Below are 22,934 nucleotides of genomic sequence, written 5' to 3'. Positions count from 1 at the left end.
AGTTTCTTCTCCTTACGCTGACCAGATTTTGCAAAGAGTCGATTTCGTCTCTTGCATCTGAGTGACTGAATCATAGCCATAGGTCTGAGCCGTGTTTGTGCTTTCGCCCAACACATATGGATCAGCGCCATCTGGATATTTGCTACGTCGGTCTTCACCTTGGAAATGACCACCAAAGTGGAACGGCATAAAGGCAACGCCTTCACCGACCCTTGGGGTAACCATCGCCATAACTTTGACCTTGCCGCCTTCGGGCCCTTCGACCCAGACCTGTTTGCCGTCCCGCACGCCAAGGTTGTTGGCATCCCGCGGGTTGATTTCGATAAACATGTCTTGCTGCAATTCGGCCAGCCATGGATTTGACCGTGTTTCGTCTCCGCCGCCCTCATATTCGACCAAACGGCCAGAGGTGAGGATGATCGGATAGTCCTTGCTGAAGTCCTGTTTCTGAATCGACGCATACATGGTCGGCAAACGATAGAATTTGCGGTCCTCGTATGTGGGATAATCAGCCACAAGATCACGGCGGTTGGAATACAGCGGCTCACGGTGAATTGGCACAGGATCTGGGAAGGTCCAGACAACTGCGCGCGCTTTGGCGTTGCCAAACGGCGCACATTCATGCGCGATCGCAACCCGCTGGATACCGCCCGACAGGTCGGTCTTCCAGTTGGTCTCGGGCCCTGCAACGGCATCAATAGATGCGCGTTCTTCGTCCGTTAAATCGCTGTCCCAACCAAGGTCCATCAGCATTTGCATCGTGAATTCGGGATAGCCGTCCTGGATATCCGAATCCTTGCTGTAAACGCCTTCGGCCAACAGGTTTTCCCCTTCACGTTCAACACCAAAGCGGGCGCGGAAAGTGAGGCCACCTTCGGAGACACGTTTTGACATGTCATAAAGGTTTGGCGTGCCGGGGTGGTTCATCTCGGCAGTGCCCCAAGATGGCCATGGCAGACCGTAGTAATCGCCATCCGCAGGTCCGCCAACCGCGCGAAGCGTGGTGCGGTCAAACGTATGTTGATTGGCCATGTGTTTCTTGATGCGTTCAGGGCTTTGGCCCGTGTAACCGATGGTCCACATACCTTTGTTGAACTCGCGGGTAATGCTTTCCACGTTTGGCACGTGTTCGTCATCCATTTCGATGTTGCGCAACAGACGATCCGCAAAACCGAATTTATCCGCGAATAGCGCAATGATTTCGTGGTCAGGTTTGCTCTCAAAGAGAGGATCAACCACCTTATCACGCCACTGGAACGAACGGTTTGACGCCGTGACAGAACCACGCGTTTCAAACTGGGTACATGCCGGAAGCAGATAAACACCGTCAGTGCGATCCTGAAGAACCGCGGAAACCGTTGGATATGGATCAACCACGACAAGCATGTCGAGTTTTTCCATCGCCGTTTTCATTTCCGTCATACGGGTCTGAGAGTTAGGCGCATGCCCCCAAAGAACCATCGCGCGAACTTTGTCCGGCTGATCGGTGTTTTCAGGATCTTCCAATACGCCGTCAATCCAGCGCGACACAGGAATACCCGTGAGGTTTTGCAAGGATTTCTCTTTGCCATCTGCACCTGTGGTTTTTTGGAACTGACCAGCCAGCCAATCGCTGTCTTCTTCCCAAACACGGCCCCAATGTGCCCATGCGCCTTTTGACAGGCCATAATAGCCCGGCAATGTGTGGCTAAGAACACCAAGGTCGGTCGCGCCTTGCACGTTATCGTGGCCACGGAAAATGTTTGTTCCGCCACCAGATGTACCCATGTTGCCAAGGGCAAGTTGCAAGATGCAATACGCACGTGTGTTGTTGTTACCCGTGGTGTGCTGCGTACCACCCATACACCAGATCACAGTGCCTGGACGGTTGTTTGCCAATGTGCGGGCAACGCGGCGCAGCTGTTCTGCTGGTGCGCCAGTGACGCGCTCAACTTCTTCGGGGTTCCACTTTTTCACTTCGTCACGGATTTGCTCCATGCCCCAAACACGGGTGCGGATGAACTCTTTGTCTTCCCAACCGTTTTCAAAGATGTGCCACAAGATACCCCAAACAAGAGCAACATCCGAGCCAGGGCGGAACCGCACATATTCATCTGCATGTGCAGCTGTACGGGTAAAGCGTGGATCGCAAACGATCACTGGCGCGTTGTTTTCTTCCTTTGCTTTCAGCAGGTGTAACAGCGAAACAGGGTGCGCTTCGGCTGGGTTACCACCAATAATAAAGATCGCTTTGGAGTTGTGGATGTCGTTGTAGGAGTTGGTCATCGCACCGTAACCCCAAGTGTTGGCAACGCCAGCAACTGTGGTTGAGTGACAAATCCGCGCCTGGTGGTCTACGTTGTTGGTGCCCCAATAGGCAGCAAACTTGCGGAACAAATAGGCCTGTTCATTGTTGTGCTTTGCCGAGCCCAGCCAATACACAGAATCCGGACCGCTTTCATCGCGGATCGCATTCATGCCATCGCCGATCTCGTTGATCGCATCTTCCCAGCTCATGCGCACCCATTCGCCATCGACTTTTTTCATAGGGTACTTCAGGCGGCGTTCACCATGCGCATGTTCACGCACGGACGCGCCTTTGGCGCAATGGGCACCAAGGTTAAACGGGCTGTCCCAGCCAGGTTCCTGACCTGTCCAAACACCGTTCTGAACTTCTGCAATGACTGTGCAGCCAACAGAACAGTGGGTACAAACCGATTTTACCGTTTCAACCAGACCAGCAGTTGCGGTGGCTGCGGATGCTTGTTGCACCGTGCCCCCTGTTGCGGCAATAGCCGCCAAACCGCCAATGGCCAGACCGGATCCGCGCAGAAATGCACGCCGATCTACAGAAGCATTCGCAGCTTCTGACAGGATACTTGTCCGCTGGGGGCGTCGCGCAACCCCGTTGGTCTTTTTCCTCAACATAATGTCGTCCTCCCTTGCTCGCTTAGCCGTTAATGGGCCTCGCTCGCTTGGCTTCAATTGTGGCTTTCAGCAGTCGGGCGTCACGCAACCAGTCGCTTTGGGCCATTCGAGCATCGACCGGCAATCCGGGCGGTGCGGTTCCCCGAAGGGGGTTTTCGTCAGAACTTGGCGCTTTCGAAATAGGCGCGCGTATGCAGGGTGTCCTGCATCTTGTCGGACGAAAGGTCAGGCTCGGCCGCTTGGGCCGCGCTTGTGTTGGTCACCACAGCAGCAACCGCAAGCGGTCCCGTTGTTCCGGCCATTTTCAGAAAATCGCGGCGGCTGGCGCCCTCTTCTTTTCTGGTCATTCCACTCTCCTTTAAGGTGGGTTCCGACGGTTTCCCGCCGCTCGAAATGCGGGGTTATCCCGCGCTCATCCGAAAGGCTTCGCTTTCTATCTCCATAAACGTACGGCCAACCGTGGCTACGGACGCATAGAAAACCGAATTTTTTGCCCCTTCGAGATCTGAATAAAAATGGGCCGCCCATGGCGCGATATGCGTGTTGAAGAACGTCTTTTGTTGTTCAAGGCTTGCCGCGGTGCCAAACCGCCCGACAATCATCGCGCCCATCATTTCCATCAGGCTTGCGATGTTGTCTTCGGGTTCAAAAACTGAATCTGCCCGCTCTAACCCGCGCGCGACCATGTCATCGCGCAGCCGCGCCAAGGGTTTTTCGTTTAGAAACCCCGTCAAATAGTAGCTGGCATAGGGCAGCAATTCGCCACGTCCCAAGCCAATGAATAATTTGTTGTATTCACTGGTGACTGCCTTGGCTTTTGAGAGCTTTGCCATTTTGGCCAGCGTCGTTGTGGCGCTGCCCAGCGGGCTGTCGTCGCCAGACAAACCAGCGGTCATGGCCAGCATATTGTCATCAGGTGGACCCGAAAGAAGGACACCCAAGAAATTATACAGATCAGCGCGCAGGCGATCTTCCTCGGCGATTTCAGTTTTCAACGCGTTGTTCATCCTGTGTGTTGATCCTCGAAATAAAACTGCATCCGGTGGCGAGGAACCTCTGGTGCATGCTCTGGCGAAATGCCGGTTTCATCATTCTTTTCTTGCTCTGGCTGGGCCTCATCGCCAACAAACGCGCTGCTTGCGATCTGTTCCTGTGGGGCCTCAGCAACCAGCTCTGGCTCTGGCTCTGGCGCGGGGTCTTCCTGATCCAGACCCTCATCAGACGCCTGCAAGGCCTCTTCTTCTTTTTCCAAAGCTTGTCGTGCCATTTCTTTGACGTGTTCCATCATGCCCTTGCCCACCTGATAGGTGGTTTGCATGTTCTCTATGACCATGGCGGCGTCTGTGAAATCTTCGCCGTAATCGACAAGGCCATCCACATTGGCCAAAACCGGATTCAACCGCCACAATTTGCGCAAGGCACGTGTTTTCAACCGCGCTGGGACGACATCGCTCATGAAGGCGGAGAAATCATCGCCCTCTTGCATGTCGTCTGGATCAGGCAAACCCAGTTCCTCCAGAACTTCTTCGTCGGTCTTTTCGGCATTCGAAGCCTCAAGAGTGGCTTCATGCGCAGCTTTTAGCTCGGCGTCGGCCTCGGCCTCTACTGCGGCTTTGCGTTTGCTCCAAAAGTCGCTCATTGCAAGCGCTCCTTTCGGGCCGAGCTTGGAGAGCGGTAGACGTCTCCTAATTGCGCGATACGGCCATCACCGATCCCGTCTTCTTTTTGGTCGATCCGCTTGCGGTCACGTTTGCGTTTCACAAAGACCTCTTCTTGGTGGAACGCTTCGACAAAGTCGCGCACCCAAGCAATGAGGCCCGCAGGCATCGGCACCTTCTCAACAAGTTCCTCGCCGCTATCTGTGTAATCTTGCGCCTCATAGGGGGAGGCCGTGACAAGCAAAACCTCTAGAGGCGTTTCAGCATTTTCGCTTTTGCGCATGATTACATAAACGCTTGGGACTTGCGTGGATAACCCATGCAAATAGGCCTCGGTCTCGGCGCCGTGCAGTTCCAGCGTCAAGGTTGCTGCATGAAATTCGACGGCGTCCCCTTCGCGGCGCAGCTCGCGCCAATTGGCATCACCTGCGCCAATCAAAATGCCGCTCGCGGTCCAAGCAAAGGAAGCCCAACGCGTCACACCCGGCGTGCGCCGAAGCACAACACCGACCGGTATCGTTTGGTACATTTTTGGATTGTGTATCATCCAGCCTCCCTAGCGTCACTTAACCTGCGCCAAGCGGACGGCGGAACAAAGCGAAGAATTGCATACAACCGTATTCAGTGGGGCATCTGGACAATTTGGGGCGGCACCCATCCGCCCCAAAAGAGCCAAGGACAACTTGTCTACCTTGAGCAAAATAGTCGGAAAAAGGGCGGCCCGTTTTTTGGCGAATCACCCCACCCTAAAACGGACGCATTGAGCGAATCAGATCCCTGTTCTCTTCAACAATGCTGGTTGCCGCGCACTCCGAATCGGGTCTAAGCTGGGCGGCGTTCACGCGGTTTTTCTGCTGCAAAAATGCGCGTTTTGGGAGGAAGATTCTGTGTCTAAACGACTGATAACATGTGATTGTATTGGCAGCCAGCCCATCGACGCGGAGGCAATGTCACGCGCTACGGGTTTACAGGTGCAAACACCCTGCTCGGCGCTGTGCACAACCCAAATCAACCTCGCCGCAGAGGCCCTAACACAGGGCGATGCCATTTTTTGCTGCACCCAAGAAAGCCGCCGCTTTGAGGCCTTGGCCGATGAGTTAGGTGTCGCACCCGCCCCGACCTTTGATCTGCGCGATCGGGCTGGATGGACCGCTGATGAGGGTGATTTGATACCCAAAATGTCCGCCCTCGCAGCCGAGGCGCTTCTCCCCGTGAGCCCAGGCAAATCCGTAGACGTTGTATCAGAAGGGTTGTGTCTGATCGTCGGCAAGGCTGATGTGGCGCTGCAAGCCGCCGAAAGCCTAAAGGATTATCTGGGTGTCACTGTGCTGATTGAAGATGCGCAGGCCGTACCCGACACACGCGATTTCGACGTTATCGTTGGCAAATTGCGCCGCGCGTCTGGCGCATTGGGGCAGTTTGAGGTGGTTATTGATGCGCTACAATTGGTTGAAATCGGGGGCCGTGGTTCCTTCGAACTGACCGATCCGCGCGATGGCGGGATTTCGCAGTGTGATATCCTGATTGATCTGCGCGGCGAGACGCCTCTTTTCCCCGCCCCAGAAAAACGCGAAGGGTATTTGCGGGCAGATCCAACCCACGCCCCTGCAGTTGCGGCAGTGACCCTCGCGGCGTCGCATTTGATTGGCACGTTCGAAAAGCCTCTCTATGTGACGACGGATAGCATGCTGTGCGCCCATTCGCGCGCAGAACAAAGCGGCTGCACCAGATGTTTAGATTTATGCCCGACTGGGGCGATCATTTCAGATGGTGAACATATCACTGTGGATCCGATGATTTGTGCTGGGTGCGGTGCCTGTTCGGCGGTCTGCCCGTCGGGGGCGATCAGCTATGACGCCCCCGCTGTGGATACCGTTTTTCGCAGAATACAAACGCTGGCAAAAACCTATATCGATGCAGGCGGCCACGCGCCGCGTCTATTGGTGGTAAATGCCCATGGTTCCGAGATGATCGCGCTTGCTGCGCGGCATGGTCGCGGCCTGCCGGCTGACGTGATCCCGCTGGAAATCTCCTCGCTCAATGCGTTTGGTCATGCCGAAGCAATCGCCGCCCTAGCCGCCGGATTTGCAAATGTTGCGATCTTGGCTGGCCCGACGACTGACCTTGACCCATTGAACGCGCAGGTCGCTTTGGCTGTGGCGCTTGCGGGATCTGAAAAACTGTCGGTTTTGGATGTGGCCGACCCTGACGCCCTGTCAGATGCACTATTTGATGCGGATGTACCAACCCCAATCCAAACACCTGTGCGCCCGATGGGCACACGCCGCCAGATTACACGCCAGTCAGCGCGGGCCCTGCACCCCCAAACGGATGTGCTGCCCCTTCCCGAAGGCGCTCCCTATGGCGCGGTATTGATTAATCAGGACAACTGCACCCTGTGCCTGTCATGCGTATCGCTGTGCCCCTCTGGCGCGTTGCTGGATAATCCTGATCAACCACAGCTTCGCTTTCAAGAAGACGCCTGCCTGCAATGCGGCCTATGCGCCAGTGTTTGCCCAGAAGACGCAATCGGTTATGAGCCACGTTTGAACCTGACAGATGCAGCGTTAGGCCAAGCCGTGCTAAACGAGGAAGAGCCCTTTGGCTGTGTCGAATGCGGCGAATTATTTGGTGTTAAATCAACGATTGAGCGCATTACCGAAAAGCTAAGCAGCCACGCGATGTTCTCTGACCCAGACAAATTGCGCATGATTCAGATGTGCGACAATTGCCGCGTGAACGTCCAGTACCACGCACAGGACAATCCTTTTCAGGGTGCAAAACGCCCCGCTGTGCGCACTTCTGACGACTATTTCAGCAAACGGCGCGATCATTAATATCCCACAACAGCCCATCAAACATACGCAAGCTTGCGGCCCAGACCGCCCCCAAGCCAGAGCGTAAACTTTTACCGGAGAACCAAATGTCAGAAGACTTCAACATGTCGATGCGCAAATTCCTCAAGCAGGTGGGCGTTACGTCCCAGCAAGCCATCGAACAAGCCATGCGTGATCAGGATACCAGCGGCAAAACCTTTCGGGCCCGCGCGACCATCACCATCGAAGAACTTGGCCTGACCCACGAGGTTTCAGGTGACATCAAAGGTCAGGACTGAACATTGCTAGATCGCGAAGCAGTTCTGGATATCCTGAAATCCATCCCTGACATTGTCAGCGAAGGCGATATTGTCTCGGCTGGTGTCATGCGTGCCTTGAACGTCCAAACAGACGGCACGGTGCGGTTCGTTATGGAAATCGCCCCAAGTGCTGCAACAGCATATGAGGCGGTGAAAGCGGAGGCGGAAACCAAACTCGCCGCCCTAGAGGGCGTCAAATCGGTCTCTATTGTCCTGACGGGCCATTCAGAGCAGCCCGCGCCGCCGCAGCTGAAGCCGCAAAAATCGGCAGAGCCTGCTGGCCCGCAAAAAATTCCCGGTATTGAGAAAATCATCGCGATTGCATCGGGGAAAGGTGGCGTTGGGAAATCTACGGTCTCGGCAAACCTTGCCTGTGCATTGGCGGCACAAGGCCGTCGCGTCGGGTTGCTGGACGCGGATATGTACGGCCCCTCCCAACCCCGCATGATGGGGGTGTCAGGGCGGCCGGCCAGCCCAGATGGGAAAATCATCCTACCCATGCGCAATCATGGTGTCACGATGATGTCGATCGGCCTGATGACCAATGATGACCAAGCGGTTGTTTGGCGTGGCCCGATGTTGATGGGGGCCTTGCAGCAGATGATTACGCAGGTTCAATGGGGCGCATTGGATGTGCTGCTGGTTGATCTGCCACCCGGCACTGGGGATGTGCAGATGACCCTGAGCCAAAAGGCCAAAGTGGACGGCGCAATTGTGGTATCCACCCCCCAAGATGTTGCCCTGCTTGATGCGCGCAAAGGGATCGACATGTTCCAGCAATTAAACGTACCCTTAGTTGGTATGATCGAGAACATGTCCACCCATATTTGCTCGGCCTGTGGCCACGAGGAACATGTCTTTGGTCATGGCGGCGTTGCAGCCGAAGCAGACAAGCTGGGCATCCCGCTGCTGGCGGAAATTCCTTTGCATCTGGATATTCGATTAGCTGCTGACGGGGGCGCACCGATTGTTGTAAGCCAACCAGATTCCAGCCAAGCTGATGCTTTTGCAACGGTCGCCAAGAAACTGATCGCTGAAGGGCTCGCATGAACACCACACCCGATCTAAGCCTGCCACCGCTTTTGTGGGAAGAAGCTGCGATCGGCGCGGCATTTGAACACGCTTGTTTACGTGCCATCCAAGGGTGCGATGCGGGCCTGATCGCCCATAATCTGCGGGCGAACACCCTTGAGGTGGCCGTTGTCTTTGCCCCCGAAGTGCCGCTGGCAGAGGCTATGGCTATGCTGCCGCTTTGTGCGGTTGGATTTCAAAACGCATTGGGTGCATTGGCCCCGCCAGAGGTTGCCGTACATCTCACGTGGGATGGCCAGATACGTATCAATGGCGCAACCTGTGGGCGTTTTCGGGTTGCCGCCAGTGATACCGATCCGACGGCGATCCCCAATTGGCTGGTCGTTGGGTTTACCCTGCCTCTTTGGCCTGAAGGCGATGATGCCGAAGGGGACACACCGGATCAAACCACGCTTTATGCTGAGGGCTGCATAGACGTGAAAGCCCCAACTTTGCTGGAAGCTTTTGCGCGCCATACGCTCAACTGGGTTGACCGTTGGGAGAGTGCAGGCACAAAGGTGTTACATGATGAATGGCGCGCCTTGGCGCATGGTATTGGTGAAGACACCCAGCAAAACGGCCTGACTGGCACATTCTTGGGGGTCGATGAGCGCTTTGGCATGTTGCTGCGCGATGGGGACAAAACGGAACTTGTTCCGCTTACAACGCTTTTGGAGACAACTTTATGAAACTTGCACGGGCAATTCATTTCGACGAAAGCGACCAGCGGGTCTTTCATATTCCTGCGCGCACGGGTGAATGGTGTATTTCCGGAGGGTTCGAATTTTCCAACTGGACCGAAGGCGATCTGACTGGAAAAGCGCGGCAGGCCTTTGCGAATGGCTGGTTTGGTCTGGAAACCGGCGGCCGCGTCACTTTTGTGGCTGTGACGCAAATTGAACCTGCGGAAATGGAAACGCTGACAGAGCTGTTGGCCCAGCATTTCGTCACCTATTACGGCGCGCCATCCGTTGAGGCAGCGCGCCCTACCGCGATTGAAGAGCTGAACCACATGGCCGATCTTTGCGAAGATCACACGCCTAATTTCCTGCTCACGGTGGCGCGCGAACTAACCCCATCGGGTGTCAAAGAAGCCTATCGTCTGATCGAGCCACAAAATGCTGGAATAGAGCAATTCGCAATTCATGGCTCTGTTGACGAATACGAATAGGGCTATGGCACGGCATTGAACGTAAACAATGTCTCGCCGCCGATCTGATACCCATTGATAAGCTCTGCCGCCTTGTCAGAGGTCAGCCACGCTTCCAATTTTTCGCTCAGCGCGGTTTTAACATGGGCATGGCGTTCTGGGTTCACGGGCAAGAAAGCGTATTGGTTAAACAGCACGGGATCGCCCGCAAATAGCAATTTGCGATCCCCTTTGTTGGCAAAATTCAACCAACTGGCGCGATCTGATAGAATATAGGCATCCATCCCAGTCGCCGTATTGAGAGCAGCCCCCATCCCCGCGCCAACAGCGCGGTACCATGCGCCGAATGCATCGACCTTCAAATCGGCATCAGACCATAGCTTTAGCTCTTTCTTATGGGTGCCACTATCGTCCCCCCTGCTGACAAAAAGAGCCTTTTCCTTTTCAATCGCCTTAAGGGCCATCGTCGCAGTTTTTGCTGCCTCGATCCCTGCTGGGTCATCTTTTGGTCCGATGATGACGAAATCATTATACATGATCTCACGGCGGTGTGTGCCGTACCCTTGTGAAACAAACGCCTCTTCAGCGGCGCGCGAATGCACAAGGATCGCATCGACATCCCCTGCTTGGCCCAGTTTGATCGCCTGTCCTGTGCCAACAACCAAAAGCTGCAATTCAATGTCTAGATCTTGGGCAATCTCAGGCAGCAAAACATCCGCTAACCCCGAGTTATAAAACGAGGTCGTTACCGCCATTTTCATCTCGTCACTTGCAGTGGCCGTCGTTCCCAAAACAGCAAAACATGTGGCCAATAGGCCGGCTAATTTCTTAAGCTTCATTCTACGATATCTCCGTTCAAAAATGACCGCGCTTGAGGGGTTTGCGGGGCGTCAAAAAACGCGGCAGCTGCGGTTTGCTCATGCAACAGACCGTGCAGCAAAAAGAGGATATCATCAGCAAGGCGTTTTGCCTGTCCGATGTCATGCGTCGACAGGATCAAACGTGTGCCCGCCTGCCGTGCATCTTGCAAAATATCCTCGATTTCTCGCGTGGCACGCCCATCCAGAGCCGCAGAAGGCTCATCCAGAAACAGAACTTTGGGTTTGGTGATCATCGCCCGCGCCAAAGCAAGCTTTTGCTTTTCACCGCCCGACAAAGCGGTCGCTGAACGCTCTAGCAGATTGGTTAGCCCGACGCGGCCGCCCCATTCTGCCGCCTGCTCATAAGCTATGGCTTTGCCAATGCCCCTGATGCGCAGCGGATAGGCAATGTTTTCCAGAACCGAGCGCCGCAGCATAACTGGTTGTTGAAAGACAAACCCCTGTTGCTGGCGCGCTTCGTGATAACCACAGGCCCAATCAATCGAGCCGCGTGTCAGCCGCGCTGTGCCGTGCAGCATGCGCAACAGCGTGGTTTTGCCAGACCCATTCGGGCCCATTACAACGGTTGTGCCGCTCCCGCCGAGCTCCAGATCAATAGGCCCGACCAGAACCTTGCCGCGCCGCGCTGTCTGGGCCCCGCTCACGGTTAGGGGAAATAGATCGCTCACCAGCGTCCCTCCCGCTCGGTCTTGCTCAGCCAATGAATGGTCAGGTTTACCCCGATTGCCAAAGCGATCAGAATGAACCCCAATGCCAGCGCCAATGCAAAGTCCCCCTTGCCTGTCTCAAGCGCAATTGCAGTGGTCAAAACCCGTGTTGCATGATCGATGTTCCCCCCCACAATCATAATCGCGCCGACCTCGCCAATTGCGCGGCCAAATCCCGCCAAAGACGCCGTGAGCAAGGACCGCCGTGCATCCCACAGCAAGGTCCGCATTTTCTGCATTTGTGACACGTTCATCGAAATCAACAGATCATGATATTCAGACCACAAGTCGCGCAGCGATTGATGGGCAATGCTAGCAATGAGCGGCACAATAATAATGACCTGAGCAATGATCATCGCCGTTGGCGTAAAAAGCAGCCCCAGTATCCCAAACGGTCCGGATCGCGACAGCAGGACATAAACAACCAACCCGACCACCACAGGCGGCAAGCCCATCAAAGCATTCAGGATAGCAATCACGGTCCGGCGCCATCGAAACCGGCGCACCGCTAATAGCGCAGCAAGAGGCAAGGCAATAGACGATCCCAAAACCAGCGCAATGAGGGTTACCTGTAGCGAGCGCAGTGTAATTTCGGCCAGTTCTGGGTCTAAACCCACCACCATCCAAAACGCCTGCAACATGCCTGCCCACAGATCATTCATGCCTCTGCCTATTCCTAGAAAATCTGTGGCGAGTTTAAATTGGAAGTCAGCCTCTTGCAGTAGCAAATCGGTCAATTTCCAACCCGTTTGCGAAGTATTTTTCGCCCAAAAGGCAAATTGTCCCGTCTCTTGCGAGAGCCCTTAACCTTTTGGACAATATGACCGCACGCCGTGATGCGCGCAAAATTTCGCGGTCAATCAGCCGGTACCGCCAAAAGCTGCGAAGCCCGTTGCAACCCATCCCAAACAACGTCCAGCGCCTCGGCCAAAGAGATTGTTCCATCGCGTTCCCATAGGCGGATCGCTCTTCCGATTGCCTCGGTTGCGTGACTGGCGAGCGCATCTGCGACATGGCGATCCTTCACACGGCTGTTCATAGTCTCGGCCAGCCTTTCACAATCCGCCATTAGGAAGCCCACCAAAATACCGCGCGCCTTTTCATTCGTTTTCAGAATGGCTCCGATGACCTGCATAATCGCATCATCCTGCTCCAAGACGCTAATATGCTCATCCAAAAGCCGTTTAATATCCGCGGGCAAAGGCCCCGTACCAGCGTGCAACGCGTCTTTCCCTTGCTCAGAAAAGCTGGGCGGATGTCCGATCGCTGCGGCTTCCTTGTTGGGGTAATAGTTGAAGAAGGTTCTTGTGCTGACACCTGCGGCGATGGCGATCTCTTCGGTCGTCACCTCATCCAGTCCTTTTTGCACCGCCAAATCCAACGTCGCCCTTTGAATTGAGCGCGCCGTTTCTAATCGTCGTCTTTGCCTAAGCGGGGATGTCACGTTTTTATTCCTTGCACAGTCTGCAAAGTTTGCATAACAAGCAAAATTGAAACACGCAAGCCAAGGTTAGAAAAGAAAATGAAACATACAGGAACAATTGCAATTGTGCTGGCTATCGGTTCAGCAATCGGCATGGCCCTGGTATTGCTGGGCGCGCGATTTGAAATCTGGCAGCCGGTAACGGGGTTTGGTTTTTATCGCAGCTACTTTAACCCATTAGCAATGATCATCACGGGCGTTGGCCTATTTGCTCTGGTCATTCATTTGCACCGCAGCGAAAAACCCAAGGCCGCCTTGGGTGGCGTTGCCATGATTTTTGGCGTGATCTGCTTGGTGCCGATGATCTCAAACATCGTAAATCCGAAACCGCGTGCCGCGCCGATTCACAATATCTCGACGGATACGGTCAATCCGCCCGCATTTTTGGTGCTGGATGAAACCCGCGCAGGCGCACGCAACCCGCTGGCCTATGGCGGCGCAGAACAAGCCGCTGCGCAAACAGCCGCCTACCCCGATATCGGCCCTCTTGAAACAGAGCTGACCGCCGATGCCGCCTATCAACGTGCACTAACGGTTGCCCAAGACATGGGCTGGGACATTATCGCCGCCGACACAGACGCCCACCGCTTTGAGGCCACAGCGCGCACATCGGTGTTTTACTTTGCCGATGATGTGGTTGTTGTTGTATCCTCCACAGCAACAGGAAGCCGCGTCGACATGAGAAGCGTTTCCCGCATTGGTCGCAGTGATCAAGGGGTGAACGCTGCGCGCATTCGGCTGTTTCAAAAACAGTTCAACGAAGGTGTCTGAAGCGGTGAAATTCACCCCATCGGACCGCAAACGACAAGGACCAAAACCATGACGATTAAAACCACATTCAGCGCCACTGTGATGGCCGCTACAATTGCAGCGGCCTTGCCGCAGGCATCCTTTGCCGAAGCGCCACAGATCAAAACCGTAGGGCCAATCATCCACCTTGCTGACAATCTGGACGAAGAGGCCAAGCTGGGCTGGTGCATTGACACCGACGGGCGCGAGCTGACTGATCTGGCGCAGGCGCATTCGTGCAAGCCAAACGGCGACGATGTTCTGTTCGCCTTTTCGGCTGAAACAGGCATGATTGAATCGGCCACCTACGCCGACATTTGTTTGGCCCATAATGACCCCGAAAACCCGATCAATCCCTTTGGTCTGATCGCATGCGATGCCGCTGATCCGGCCCAGCATTTCACCTATGACGAAGCTAGCATGGAAATCCACCTCGCGTCGGACGCAACACAATGCCTGACAGTGAACGCGGTAATTGACGATGCGGGCCCCTACCAGTCACGCGATCTGATTGCTGCGGCCTGTGACACGCTAGAGCCCAGCTTCAAACAATGGGTCATCAAAGACTACTCTAAATAATCCCAAAAGGCAGGCCACCAGCCCCTCTGGTGGCCTGCCCTTCCCTGCATAATCTGGCCCTCTGTGGCCGCTGCATCACGGGCGATCGCCCGCAAATGCCCCCTAAACATTGGAATTCCAGTTATGAACCTCAAACCTCTCTTGATTGTACCGCCTGTTGTGCTTGGCATTTGGGGCTTCATGTTGATGACCAAACCGTCAGAGACAGTGTCTGAGCCGCAAGAGCAGGCCAAATTGGCCGTGCGGGTGATGACCGTGACACAAGAGCCGCTGGTCCTATCTGCCACAGGCTATGGTCGGGTCGAGGCGGTGCAAAGCTGGAGCGCCGTCAGTCAGGTTGAGGGACGCGCCGAAGATGTTCTGGCGGAATTGGCCGTGGGCACTGTGGTGGAAAAAGGCGAGGTTCTGATCCAGATCGATCCTACCGATTACGAGCTAGAGATCGCCAAAACCGAAGCAAATATCGCCGCCGCCCAAGCAACCTTGGCCGAACTGACCCAGCAAGAGGAAAACACCCGCAGCCTTTTGGAGATCGAGCAGCGCGTGTTTGAGGTCGCACAGGCAGAATTTGACCGCATCCTGACCCTGTCCCAAAACGGCACCGTGACCCAATCCTCATTGGACACGGAACGCAAATCCTTGCTCGCTGAGGAAAACACCCTGATCGGGTTGCAAAACACGCTGGCGCTCTACCCCGCGCAGCGCGCCTCGGCCGAGGCAACACTGGCCGTGCGTCAGGCAGAGCTGGCAGAGGCGCAGCGCGGGCTGGCCAACACCACAATCACCGCGCCTTTCCGCGGGCGGGTCTCGGAAGAAGCCATCGAGGCGAACCAATTCGTGTCGGTTGGGGAGACCTTGCTGACCCTAGACAGCATTGATGTGGCCGAGGTCGTCGGCGCCTTCCAACCCCAATCCTTTGGCAACCTGATGCGCGCCGCCGTCGGCCCGCAGCTGGAAAACGTGACCGAAGTCGATGCGACCCAAGTCATCGAATATATGGACCAAAGCAATGTCGCTGCCTTTGTTGAGCTCGACTTTGCAGGTGAAGTCGCGCGCTACCCTGCCCAACCGCAGCGTTTCCGCGGATCGATCGACGATGAAACAGGCACGCTGGGGATCGCAGTGCAGGTCAGCGAGCCGCTGGTCAGTAAGCCTCAACAACAAACGCCGCCGCTGGAATTTGGCAGCTTTGTCTCGGTGGTCCTAGAGGCCCAACCAGAGACAGGCCTGATTTCAGTGCCGCGCGCGGTGCTGCAGCAAGACGATGCCGGCCAGCCCTTTGTCTATACCGTCAGCGCGGATGACACATTGGCGTTGACGTCCGTCACCGTTGGCGCCGTGACTGGCGACCGCATCATCATCGAGGGCGGCCTAACGGACGGCGACCGCGTGCTATTGTCCACGCCCAGCCCTTCTGTTCCGGGGCTCGCGCTTGAGATCATCACCGTAGACGGGGCCGACCAATGATCAATTATTTTGTCCGGCATCCGGTTGCCGCGAACCTGTTGATGGTTCTTATCATTGTACTGGGCGCGTCTGTCGTATCAGGGATTGAACGCGAAACCTTCCCTGCGTTTACCGCCGATAGCGTCAATGTGTCTGTGTCTTATCCTGGCGCCTCGGCGCGCGATGTGGATGAGGAAATCTGCGGCCCCATCGAAAGCGCCCTGACAGGGGTCAGCGGCCTAGAGGAGCTGTCCTGCCTGTCCGTTGAGGGCCGCGCCACCGCCACTGCCGAGCTGGAAGAAAACGGCGAGCTGATCCAGTTCTTCAACGATGTGTCCTCGGCCGTGTCGGGCATTACCGATTTCCCAGATGACGCCGAAGCCGCCTCTATCGAGGTGGCAAATAGATCCGATTTGGTGGCTTTGGCTGCGATTTCGGGCGTTGCGGGCAAGGACGGGCTGGTCTCTTACGCCGATGATCTGTCCGACCGCCTGCTGGCGCTGGACGGGGTGGCCGAGGCCACAGTATCCGGCATTACCGACCGCGAACTGAAGGTCAGCTTTGACCAACAGGCCCTGCGCCGCTTTGGCCTGTCCAGCAGCGATCTGGTGAGTGTTATCGAGGCGCGCTCCTTCCAGCAGCCTTTGGGCAGTGCCGCGCTGAGCGAAGGCGACCTTGTGCTGCGCTATGCAGGGGCCACGCGCACGGTTGCCGATCTGGAAGACCTGATTGTGATCGAAAACCCCGACGGCGCTGTCGCGCGCCTGTCTGACGTGGCCACCGTGACCTTGGTGGACAGCGATGAAAATACGCAAAGCTTCATCGACGGGATGCAAACAGCGATCATTTCGATCTCAAAATCCACAGAAGAGGACAGCATCCGCCTGTTTGAACGTGTCGAGGCCCTGTTGGAAGCCGAACGTGCTGCCTATCCCGCGCCCTTTGACATTACGGTCATCAGCAATTTTTCCGAATTGGTCGAACAACGTATCGACCTGATTGTTGAAAACATTGTTCTTGGTCTGATCTTGGTTTTTGCCACCATGTGGCTGTTCTTTTCCCTGCGCGAAGCCTTGTGGATTTCCGTGGCCCTGCCCGTGTCCTTCCTAGGCAGCTTGTTTGTGATGAGCGTGCTGGGGATTACCATTAACATGATCACCTTGATTGCGCTGTTGATGGCGGTGGGGCTGATTATGGACGACAGTATCGTGATCGCCGAAAACATCGATAAATGGCGCCGCAAAGCGCCCCCTCTTGAGGCCGCGGCCAAAGGCACGATGGAGGTTCTGCCCGGTGTTGCCGCGTCCTTCCTGACCACGGCATGTGTGTTTGGCCCGCTGATGTTTATCTCGGGGGAATTGGGGCAGGTTTTGAAATTCATCCCCATGGTGCTGTTGATCACCCTGTCTGTGTCGCTGGTTGAGGGGTTCTTCATTCTGCCCCACCACCTAAAACACAGCAGCGGCGCATCGGTTAGCAAACCGCGTATCGCGGAACGGGGTTTGGAATGGCTACGAGAACGCGTTGTCATCCCGATCGCCACGGCGCTTGTCCGCCTGCGCTATCTCACTGTTGGGTCGGTGTTTGCGATCTTGATCCTGTCGTTTGGGCTGGTCGCATCTGGCGCCATCAAGGTCATCGGCTTTCCCGCGTCAGAGGGCGATACATTGGTGGCCCGTGTGGCGCTGACATCGGGTATCTCGCGCACGCGCACGGTCAATACCGTGGACCAGCTGATTGCAGGGCTCAAGGTCGTGGACGAAGATCTGACCCCCAACACCACCGATGGAGCCCCACTGGTTGAACAAGTCTTGGTGCAATATGCCGTGAACACCAACGTCTATGACAATGGATCACAAACCGCCACGATCACTGTTGATCTGCTGGACAGCGCGCTGCGCAATGTCTCGGCCGATGCGGTGCTGGCCGCATGGCGCGCTGCCGCTGGGCCTTTGCCTGACGTGGTGCAGATCAGCTTCGCCCAAAGCGAATCCGGCCCTGGTGGTTCGGACGTGGATGTCGAACTGTTGGGCCGTGATCTGGTTCAGCTGGAGGCCGCAACCGAAGTTCTGACAAACGAACTGCTGGCGCGCGAAGATGTGACCGAGGCCTATCAGGACTTCTACGGCGGGCGCCAAGAGGTGCAGGTTGCCCTGAACGCCTTTGGCTATTCCGCCGGCCTGACGCCGCAGTCGATCTCGCAGCAATTGCGCGCGGCTTTTGAGGGCTCTGAGACCGACAGCTTTCAGCAGGGCTCAAGCGACCGCACGGTACGGGTGCAACTGGCCGATACCGTCGCCAGCGTGACGGAACTGGAGCGTTTCCCAATCATCCTGTCAAACGGATCCCAGACCAGCCTCGCCACTGTTGCGGACCTGATCATTGGCGCGGGCTACCCGTCGATCAACCGCAAAAACGGGCTGGCCGTGGCACGGGTTCAAGGCCAGATCGACCGCGACGCGACGACCTCAACTGCCATCTCAAACGTGGTTCTAGAGGAAATCGCGCCGACACTGGCCACCGAATTCCCCGACGTTGAGATCAAGATCGGCGGCGCCACGGAAGAGCAGCAAAAATCGCAGTCCTCGACGCTTTCGGCGCTGGGGCTGGGGTTGATGGGCGTCTATATGGTGCTGGCGTTTCAGTTCCGCTCATACAGTCTGCCGGTCATCGTCATGGTGTCGATCCCCTTTGCCCTCATCGGGACGATCTTGGGCCATTGGGTGCTGGGGCTGGATATGTCGATGCCCAGCTTGATCGGCTTTGCCTCTTTGGCGGGGATTGTGGTGAACAATGCGATCTTGTTTTTGACCTTCTTCCAGTCGCATCTGGAGGGGGACGATTATGTCGGCGCATCCCTTAATGCGGTGCGTGACAGGTTCCGGCCGATCCTTTTGTCCAGCATGACCACATTTGTTGGCCTTGTCCCGATTATCTTTGACACCAGCCCACAGGTTCAGACGCTTGTGCCGCTGGTTGTCTCGGTTGCATTTGGGTTGCTGGCCTCGATGGTCTTGGTTGTGCTGGTGCTGCCGTCCATCCTGTCGATCTATTTCGACTGGTTCAGCGTGCGCAAATGGGTCGGGCAATTCCAAGGGGAAGAAGACGTGCTACCCACACCTCAAGAAAGCTAGGCAGGCACCAGCCTGCCCCGCCCTGTGGCTGGATCAATTGGCACTCTCAAACTGCGCCTCGATCCAGCCACAGAAAACACGGGCGTTTTCATGGCCCGACCGACGATACAGATTGTAATACCCTCGCTTGAGCGCGGGAATATCAGGGATGGTTTTCAGCGATCCATCCGCTAGGAATCTATCCACCAAAGGCCGCCCCGCCAAGGCAATGCCCTGCCCCTCAATCGCGGCTTGCAGCATGTTGATGTAGGTGTTTACCGAAACCCCTGATCGCTCTTCGGTCGGGACAATCCCGCGCTCGGCGAACCAATGCTCCCATCGGGCTTCGCGGCGATACCTGCCGGATAAAAACAGCAATCGCTCGTCCTTAAGATCGTATTCAGACCCCAAAGAAGTATGTGCGTTGTAATTCGGGCTATAGACGGGAAGGATCGTTTCCTGCATCAGCGGCACCCAACCAGATTGGTTTTGCTGTTGGGGGCTGTATCGCACAGCCACATCAATGCCTTCGGCCTCTAGGTCCAGATACCGATCGGAAACCACCAGATTCACCTCGATTTCAGGATGACTCGCGCCGAAATCTACAAGGCGCGGCATGAGCCAATAGGTTGCAAAAGCAGAGGTAACCGTCACCGAAAGCCGCTGATCAGACGTGCTTTTTCGTTGTTGGGCCAATGCTCCTGCGATCGCATCCAGTGCAGGAGATATCGCATTCGAAAATATCTCACCATTTCGGGTCAGAGACACCGTTCGGTGGTTACGCGAAAACAACGTCTGGCCGATTGCATGTTCTAGGTCAGCGATCTGACGGCTCACCGCCACTCTGGACACGCCCAGCTCGGCGGCGGCTTTCGTAAAGTTCCGAGAGCGAGATGCCGCTTGGAAAGTTACGATGTTCCTTAATAAATGTGCATCTTTTCTAAGATTTGCCATAACGCTCTGGTTAACACAGCTGTTAGATATCAGCAACTTCACGCTTGTGTTTGCTTGGCTACTCTGGGGCTAGAAACAGAATAGGGAGTAATATGATGAAAAGGCTAACAGTTACGGCCGCATTGGCGGCGTTAACAATCAGCAGCAGCGCGTTTGCACAGGACATGCCTGGAAAAGGCGTTACCGTAGAACCCATTAAGGGCACACCAGCAAACGCATGGTTCCAGCACATGGTTGTTCAGTTGGGGCTTGAGGCACTGGGCTATGAAGTTGACGAAACACGCGAAGCGGATTTCCCTGCATTGCACCTTGCGGTATCATCAGGTGACGCTTCCTATACAGTAAACCACTGGCAGCCACTGCATAACCAATTCTATGACAAATCAGGCGGCGACGCCGTGATGGTGCGCGAACACGCGGTTATCACCGGCGCTGGCCAAGGTTTCTTTATGGACAAGAAAACCGCCGAGGCCAATGGGATCACCAGCATCCAGCAGCTGTCCGACCCTGCGGTTGCAGCGCTGTTCGACAGCAATGGCGACGGCAAAGCAAACCTGTCTGGCTGTAACCCTGGTTGGGGCTGTGAAATCAAAATCGAAGAGCACCTAGACAACCTTGATCTGCGCGACACCGTGCACCACGACCAAGGCAGCTATTTCGCGATCATGGCCGATACGATCACGCGCTATAACGAAGGTGCGCCGATCATCTATTACACATGGACACCAAACTGGATCAGCGACGTTCTGGTGCCCGGTACAGATGTTGTGCAAATCGGTGTACAGGCAGCGGATGCTGCGATGGATGTGGGCTTTGCGATCAACGACGTTTACGTTGTGGCCAACAAAGAGTTTATGGAAGACAACCCAGCTGCTGCTGCGTTCCTGAACAGCGTTGAAATCCCGCTGGGCGCGGTGAATGCGGCGCAGGTTAAACTGCGCGATGGCGAGGACACGCTAGAAGACTTCCGCCGCCACGCCGAGGATTGGGTTGCCGCAAACCAAGCCCAGTTTGATACGTGGGTCTCGGAAGCCGCAAAAGCTGCCAAATAATTCATTTTGTTTAACGAGGCACCGAGAAACCGGTGCCTCGTTTCTATTTTAGAGAGAGCAAATGGCCGACGTAGAAATTGAATGCCGTAATCTTTGGAAGATTTACGGCGCACGGGAAAAAGAAGCTCTTGAGGCCGTTCAAAGTGAAGGCCTGTCAAAAGAGGAAGTCCGTGACCGCTTTAACTGTGTTCTAGGGGTACGGAACGCAAGCTTTAGCGTGAATAAGGGTGAGATTTTTTGCATCATGGGGCTGTCAGGTTCGGGCAAGTCTACCTTGGTTCGCCACATCAACCGTTTGATCGAACCGACAGCGGGCGAAATTCACGTAGCCGGCCACCGTGTTGACACCATGGGCGAAGCTGAGTTGCGTAAGCTGCGCGCGGAATCGATCGGAATGGTGTTCCAGCACATGGCCCTTTGGCCGCATCGCTCCCTTGCTGAAAATGTCGGCTTTGGCCTTGAGGTGCGCGACGTGCCTTTGGAAAAACGCCGTAAAGCCGCCGAAGAGGCGCTGGCCGCGATGGATCTGCAAGGGTGGGAAGATCACTATCCCGACCAATTGTCAGGCGGTATGCAGCAGCGTGTTGGCCTTGCCCGTGCCTTGGCTGCGGACCCTGATATTTTGCTGATGGATGAACCTTTTTCCGCGCTTGATCCGCTGATCAGGCGCCAGTTGCAGGACCAGTTTCTTGAGCTCTCCAGAAAGCTGAAAAAGACCACCGTGTTTATCACACATGACTTGGACGAAGCGATCCGTATGGGCGATCAAATCGCCATTATGAACGATGGTGTCATCGTGCAAACAGGCACCCCAGAAGAGATCGTTACAAACCCCAAGGATGATTATGTTGCTGAATTTGTAAAAGGCATCAGCCGCGTTAACTTGGTCCGTGCAAAAACCATAATGTCTCCTTTGGAGTGGCAAAGCCCCACAGCCAAAACCGTGCCGCTAGACTGTGAGTTAAGCGAGATCATGGATCAGTTTATGGACGATCAAACGCCTGTCACCGTTCTTGATACTGGCAATAAACCCGCAGGAATTATCACCATTGCCGACGCATTACGTGCGTTGCGCGGATAGGGGGAACAAATGGATCTCTGGAATATCTTTGATAAAGAATGGGTGCCTGTTGGCACTTGGGTAGAAACCGCCCTGCAATGGGTTGTCGATAATTTCAGGTTTATCTTTCAAGCCATCAAAGTCCCGTTCGACATCGTTTTGACCGGCCTAGAGGACGGATTGACCGGCGCGCCAGATCTTCTGATGCTTGCGCTTATTGTGCTTGTCGGTTGGCAGGCAGGCGGGCGTAAGCTGGCGATGGTCACTGGGGCTTCGATGATTGCGATCGGTCTGATGGGCGCTTGGGAAGAAAGCATGGTCACCCTGTCCATCGTTCTGACCTGCGTCATATTCTGTTCGATGATCGGCATTCCCTTGGGCATTTTAGCCGCGCGGAATGATCGTTTTTGGACGGTTTTGCGCCCCTTCCTTGATCTCATGCAGACGATCCCGTCGTTTGTATATCTGGTGCCCATCGTCATGCTGTTTTCTATTGGCAATGTGTCGGGCGTGATTGTGACCTTCATCTATGCGTTGCCGCCAGTGGTGCGCCTGACCAATCTGGGCATTCGCCAAGTGCGCGAAGACATGGTCGAGGCCGCGCGCGCATTTGGCGCAAGCCAGCGTCAGACGCTTTATAAGGTCGAACTGCCCCTTGCCATGCCAACAATTATGGCAGGGGTAAACCAGACGATCATGATGGCATTGTCGATGGTTGTTGTGGCTTCCATGATCTCGGTTACAGGGCTGGGTCAAATGGTTCTGCGCGGCATTGGCCGTCTGGATATGGGCATCGCGACAGTGGGCGGCCTGGGCATTGTGTTCCTTGCCATTGTTATCGACCGGATCAGCCAAAGCTTTGGTGTGTCGGCCCGCGATCGCGGTCACAAAAAATGGTACGAGATCGGGCCCGTTGGCGCGATCCGTAAATTAACAGGTAAAGGATAA

The 22,934-nt window shown here is 55.5% G+C and carries 22 protein-coding genes; 12 read left to right on the top strand and 10 right to left on the bottom strand.

Translation table 11 applies throughout. The annotated features are described in order from the left end of the window. Positions 1–12: 12 nt before the first annotated feature. The 5 genes from Z948_RS0110430 to Z948_RS0110410 all read right to left on the bottom strand — a co-directional run bounded on the left by Z948_RS0110430 (position 13) and on the right by Z948_RS0110410 (position 5,112). The gene (locus Z948_RS0110430) at positions 13–2,907 is read right to left on the bottom strand and encodes a formate dehydrogenase subunit alpha (RefSeq protein WP_025059511.1); all 2,895 of its coding nucleotides are present in this window, start codon (positions 2,905–2,907) and stop codon (positions 13–15) included. A 158-nt stretch (positions 2,908–3,065) separates the two neighbouring features. Beyond that, the gene (locus tag Z948_RS0110425; protein ID WP_025059510.1) at positions 3,066–3,254 is read right to left on the bottom strand and encodes a twin-arginine translocation signal domain-containing protein; all 189 of its coding nucleotides are present in this window, start codon (positions 3,252–3,254) and stop codon (positions 3,066–3,068) included. 54 nt (positions 3,255–3,308) lie between these two features. Further along, positions 3,309–3,914, bottom strand: coding sequence for a TorD/DmsD family molecular chaperone (locus Z948_RS0110420; protein ID WP_025059509.1), 606 nt, complete (start codon positions 3,912–3,914; stop codon positions 3,309–3,311). Continuing rightward, positions 3,911–4,546 (bottom strand): DUF3306 domain-containing protein, encoded by a 636-nt coding sequence (locus Z948_RS0110415; RefSeq protein ID WP_025059508.1) that lies wholly within the window; start codon positions 4,544–4,546, stop codon positions 3,911–3,913. Before Z948_RS0110415 ends, Z948_RS0110420 begins: the two co-directional genes overlap by 4 nt. Further along, positions 4,543–5,112 (bottom strand): DUF3305 domain-containing protein, encoded by a 570-nt coding sequence (locus Z948_RS0110410; protein WP_245604571.1) that lies wholly within the window; start codon positions 5,110–5,112, stop codon positions 4,543–4,545. Before Z948_RS0110410 ends, Z948_RS0110415 begins: the two co-directional genes overlap by 4 nt. 340 nt (positions 5,113–5,452) lie before the next feature. Between Z948_RS0110410 and Z948_RS0110405 the strand changes: the two genes are divergently transcribed. The 5 genes from Z948_RS0110405 to Z948_RS0110385 all read left to right on the top strand — a co-directional run bounded on the left by Z948_RS0110405 (position 5,453) and on the right by Z948_RS0110385 (position 9,943). Further along, complete coding sequence (locus Z948_RS0110405; protein WP_025059506.1) at positions 5,453–7,402, top strand: 4Fe-4S binding protein; 1,950 nt, start codon at positions 5,453–5,455, stop codon at positions 7,400–7,402. Positions 7,403–7,488: 86 nt separating this feature from the next. After that, entirely contained in the window at positions 7,489–7,680 is a 192-nt protein-coding gene (locus Z948_RS0110400; protein ID WP_025059505.1) for a DUF6494 family protein, read from the top strand. A 3-nt stretch (positions 7,681–7,683) separates the two neighbouring features. After that, positions 7,684–8,751, top strand: coding sequence for an Mrp/NBP35 family ATP-binding protein (locus Z948_RS0110395; protein ID WP_025059504.1), 1,068 nt, complete (start codon positions 7,684–7,686; stop codon positions 8,749–8,751). Next, a complete protein-coding gene (locus Z948_RS0110390; protein ID WP_025059503.1) occupies positions 8,748–9,461 on the top strand; it encodes a biotin/lipoate--protein ligase family protein in 714 nt (237 codons plus the stop codon). Before Z948_RS0110395 ends, Z948_RS0110390 begins: the two co-directional genes overlap by 4 nt. Continuing rightward, positions 9,458–9,943: a DUF6505 family protein gene (locus Z948_RS0110385; RefSeq protein ID WP_025059502.1), complete on the top strand. Its 486-nt coding sequence runs from the start codon at positions 9,458–9,460 to the stop codon at positions 9,941–9,943. The genes Z948_RS0110390 and Z948_RS0110385 overlap by 4 nt, the downstream gene beginning before the upstream one ends. Before the next feature lie 2 nt (positions 9,944–9,945). Here Z948_RS0110385 and Z948_RS0110380 read toward each other — a convergent pair whose 3' ends face one another. From Z948_RS0110380 to Z948_RS18460, 4 genes are all read right to left on the bottom strand, one after another. Further along, a complete protein-coding gene (locus Z948_RS0110380; protein WP_025059501.1) occupies positions 9,946–10,761 on the bottom strand; it encodes an ABC transporter substrate-binding protein in 816 nt (271 codons plus the stop codon). Beyond that, positions 10,758–11,471 (bottom strand): ATP-binding cassette domain-containing protein, encoded by a 714-nt coding sequence (locus Z948_RS0110375; protein ID WP_025059500.1) that lies wholly within the window; start codon positions 11,469–11,471, stop codon positions 10,758–10,760. Before Z948_RS0110375 ends, Z948_RS0110380 begins: the two co-directional genes overlap by 4 nt. After that, entirely contained in the window at positions 11,468–12,172 is a 705-nt protein-coding gene (locus tag Z948_RS0110370) for an ABC transporter permease (protein WP_025059499.1), read from the bottom strand. The genes Z948_RS0110375 and Z948_RS0110370 overlap by 4 nt, the downstream gene beginning before the upstream one ends. Before the next feature lie 194 nt (positions 12,173–12,366). Beyond that, on the bottom strand, positions 12,367–12,954 hold the full coding sequence (locus Z948_RS18460; protein ID WP_025059498.1) for a TetR/AcrR family transcriptional regulator: 588 nt from the start codon (positions 12,952–12,954) through the stop codon (positions 12,367–12,369). A 78-nt stretch (positions 12,955–13,032) separates the two neighbouring features. Between Z948_RS18460 and Z948_RS0110360 the strand changes: the two genes are divergently transcribed. From Z948_RS0110360 to Z948_RS0110345, 4 genes are all read left to right on the top strand, one after another. Next, on the top strand, positions 13,033–13,764 hold the full coding sequence (locus tag Z948_RS0110360; RefSeq protein WP_025059497.1) for a DUF1499 domain-containing protein: 732 nt from the start codon (positions 13,033–13,035) through the stop codon (positions 13,762–13,764). A gap of 48 nt (positions 13,765–13,812) precedes the next feature. Next, positions 13,813–14,361, top strand: a complete 549-nt coding sequence (locus tag Z948_RS0110355; protein WP_025059496.1) for a ricin-type beta-trefoil lectin domain protein — start codon at positions 13,813–13,815, stop codon at positions 14,359–14,361. A gap of 123 nt (positions 14,362–14,484) precedes the next feature. Next, positions 14,485–15,828 carry an efflux RND transporter periplasmic adaptor subunit gene (locus Z948_RS0110350; protein WP_025059495.1) on the top strand — a complete coding sequence of 448 codons (1,344 nt, stop codon included), beginning with the start codon at positions 14,485–14,487 and terminating at the stop codon, positions 15,826–15,828. Next, positions 15,825–18,941: an efflux RND transporter permease subunit gene (locus tag Z948_RS0110345; protein WP_025059494.1), complete on the top strand. Its 3,117-nt coding sequence runs from the start codon at positions 15,825–15,827 to the stop codon at positions 18,939–18,941. Before Z948_RS0110350 ends, Z948_RS0110345 begins: the two co-directional genes overlap by 4 nt. A 33-nt stretch (positions 18,942–18,974) precedes the next feature. On the opposite strand, the gene Z948_RS0110340 is transcribed toward Z948_RS0110345, so the two are convergent. Then, a complete protein-coding gene (locus Z948_RS0110340) occupies positions 18,975–19,874 on the bottom strand; it encodes a LysR substrate-binding domain-containing protein (RefSeq protein ID WP_081784053.1) in 900 nt (299 codons plus the stop codon). Positions 19,875–19,969: 95 nt separating this feature from the next. Between Z948_RS0110340 and proX the strand changes: the two genes are divergently transcribed. The 3 genes from proX to Z948_RS0110325 all read left to right on the top strand — a co-directional run bounded on the left by proX (position 19,970) and on the right by Z948_RS0110325 (position 22,934). Next, positions 19,970–20,926, top strand: a complete 957-nt coding sequence (gene proX / locus Z948_RS0110335; protein WP_211250477.1) for a glycine betaine/L-proline ABC transporter substrate-binding protein ProX — start codon at positions 19,970–19,972, stop codon at positions 20,924–20,926. A 61-nt stretch (positions 20,927–20,987) separates the two neighbouring features. Further along, on the top strand, positions 20,988–22,007 hold the full coding sequence (locus Z948_RS0110330; protein ID WP_025059491.1) for a quaternary amine ABC transporter ATP-binding protein: 1,020 nt from the start codon (positions 20,988–20,990) through the stop codon (positions 22,005–22,007). A 9-nt stretch (positions 22,008–22,016) separates the two neighbouring features. Then, a complete protein-coding gene (locus tag Z948_RS0110325) occupies positions 22,017–22,934 on the top strand; it encodes an ABC transporter permease (RefSeq protein WP_025059490.1) in 918 nt (305 codons plus the stop codon).

The sequence above is a fragment of the Sulfitobacter donghicola DSW-25 = KCTC 12864 = JCM 14565 genome (assembly GCF_000622405.1).
Classification (GTDB): Bacteria; Pseudomonadota; Alphaproteobacteria; order Rhodobacterales; family Rhodobacteraceae; genus Sulfitobacter; species Sulfitobacter donghicola.
Note: the sequence above shows the minus strand (reverse complement) of the source record. Positions and strands in the feature narration are given on the sequence as shown.

What these genes read in the sequence shown, in the direction of transcription:
- Z948_RS0110340 (WP_081784053.1), bottom strand. Translation starts at nt 19,874, where the DNA reads ATGGCAAATCTTAGAAAAGATGCACATTTATTAAGGAACATCGTAACT.
- Z948_RS0110425 (WP_025059510.1), bottom strand. Translation starts at nt 3,254, where the DNA reads ATGACCAGAAAAGAAGAGGGCGCCAGCCGCCGCGATTTTCTGAAAATG.
- Z948_RS0110330 (WP_025059491.1), top strand. Translation starts at nt 20,988, where the DNA reads ATGGCCGACGTAGAAATTGAATGCCGTAATCTTTGGAAGATTTACGGC.
- Z948_RS0110390 (WP_025059503.1), top strand. Translation starts at nt 8,748, where the DNA reads ATGAACACCACACCCGATCTAAGCCTGCCACCGCTTTTGTGGGAAGAA.
- Z948_RS0110410 (WP_245604571.1), bottom strand. Translation starts at nt 5,112, where the DNA reads ATGATACACAATCCAAAAATGTACCAAACGATACCGGTCGGTGTTGTG.
- Z948_RS0110385 (WP_025059502.1), top strand. Translation starts at nt 9,458, where the DNA reads ATGAAACTTGCACGGGCAATTCATTTCGACGAAAGCGACCAGCGGGTC.
- Z948_RS0110420 (WP_025059509.1), bottom strand. Translation starts at nt 3,914, where the DNA reads ATGAACAACGCGTTGAAAACTGAAATCGCCGAGGAAGATCGCCTGCGC.
- Z948_RS0110415 (WP_025059508.1), bottom strand. Translation starts at nt 4,546, where the DNA reads ATGAGCGACTTTTGGAGCAAACGCAAAGCCGCAGTAGAGGCCGAGGCC.
- Z948_RS0110430 (WP_025059511.1), bottom strand. Translation starts at nt 2,907, where the DNA reads ATGTTGAGGAAAAAGACCAACGGGGTTGCGCGACGCCCCCAGCGGACA.
- Z948_RS0110355 (WP_025059496.1), top strand. Translation starts at nt 13,813, where the DNA reads ATGACGATTAAAACCACATTCAGCGCCACTGTGATGGCCGCTACAATT.
- Z948_RS0110380 (WP_025059501.1), bottom strand. Translation starts at nt 10,761, where the DNA reads ATGAAGCTTAAGAAATTAGCCGGCCTATTGGCCACATGTTTTGCTGTT.
- Z948_RS0110360 (WP_025059497.1), top strand. Translation starts at nt 13,033, where the DNA reads ATGAAACATACAGGAACAATTGCAATTGTGCTGGCTATCGGTTCAGCA.
- Z948_RS0110350 (WP_025059495.1), top strand. Translation starts at nt 14,485, where the DNA reads ATGAACCTCAAACCTCTCTTGATTGTACCGCCTGTTGTGCTTGGCATT.
- Z948_RS0110400 (WP_025059505.1), top strand. Translation starts at nt 7,489, where the DNA reads ATGTCAGAAGACTTCAACATGTCGATGCGCAAATTCCTCAAGCAGGTG.
- Z948_RS0110370 (WP_025059499.1), bottom strand. Translation starts at nt 12,172, where the DNA reads ATGAATGATCTGTGGGCAGGCATGTTGCAGGCGTTTTGGATGGTGGTG.
- Z948_RS0110345 (WP_025059494.1), top strand. Translation starts at nt 15,825, where the DNA reads ATGATCAATTATTTTGTCCGGCATCCGGTTGCCGCGAACCTGTTGATG.
- proX (WP_211250477.1), top strand. Translation starts at nt 19,970, where the DNA reads ATGAAAAGGCTAACAGTTACGGCCGCATTGGCGGCGTTAACAATCAGC.
- Z948_RS0110325 (WP_025059490.1), top strand. Translation starts at nt 22,017, where the DNA reads ATGGATCTCTGGAATATCTTTGATAAAGAATGGGTGCCTGTTGGCACT.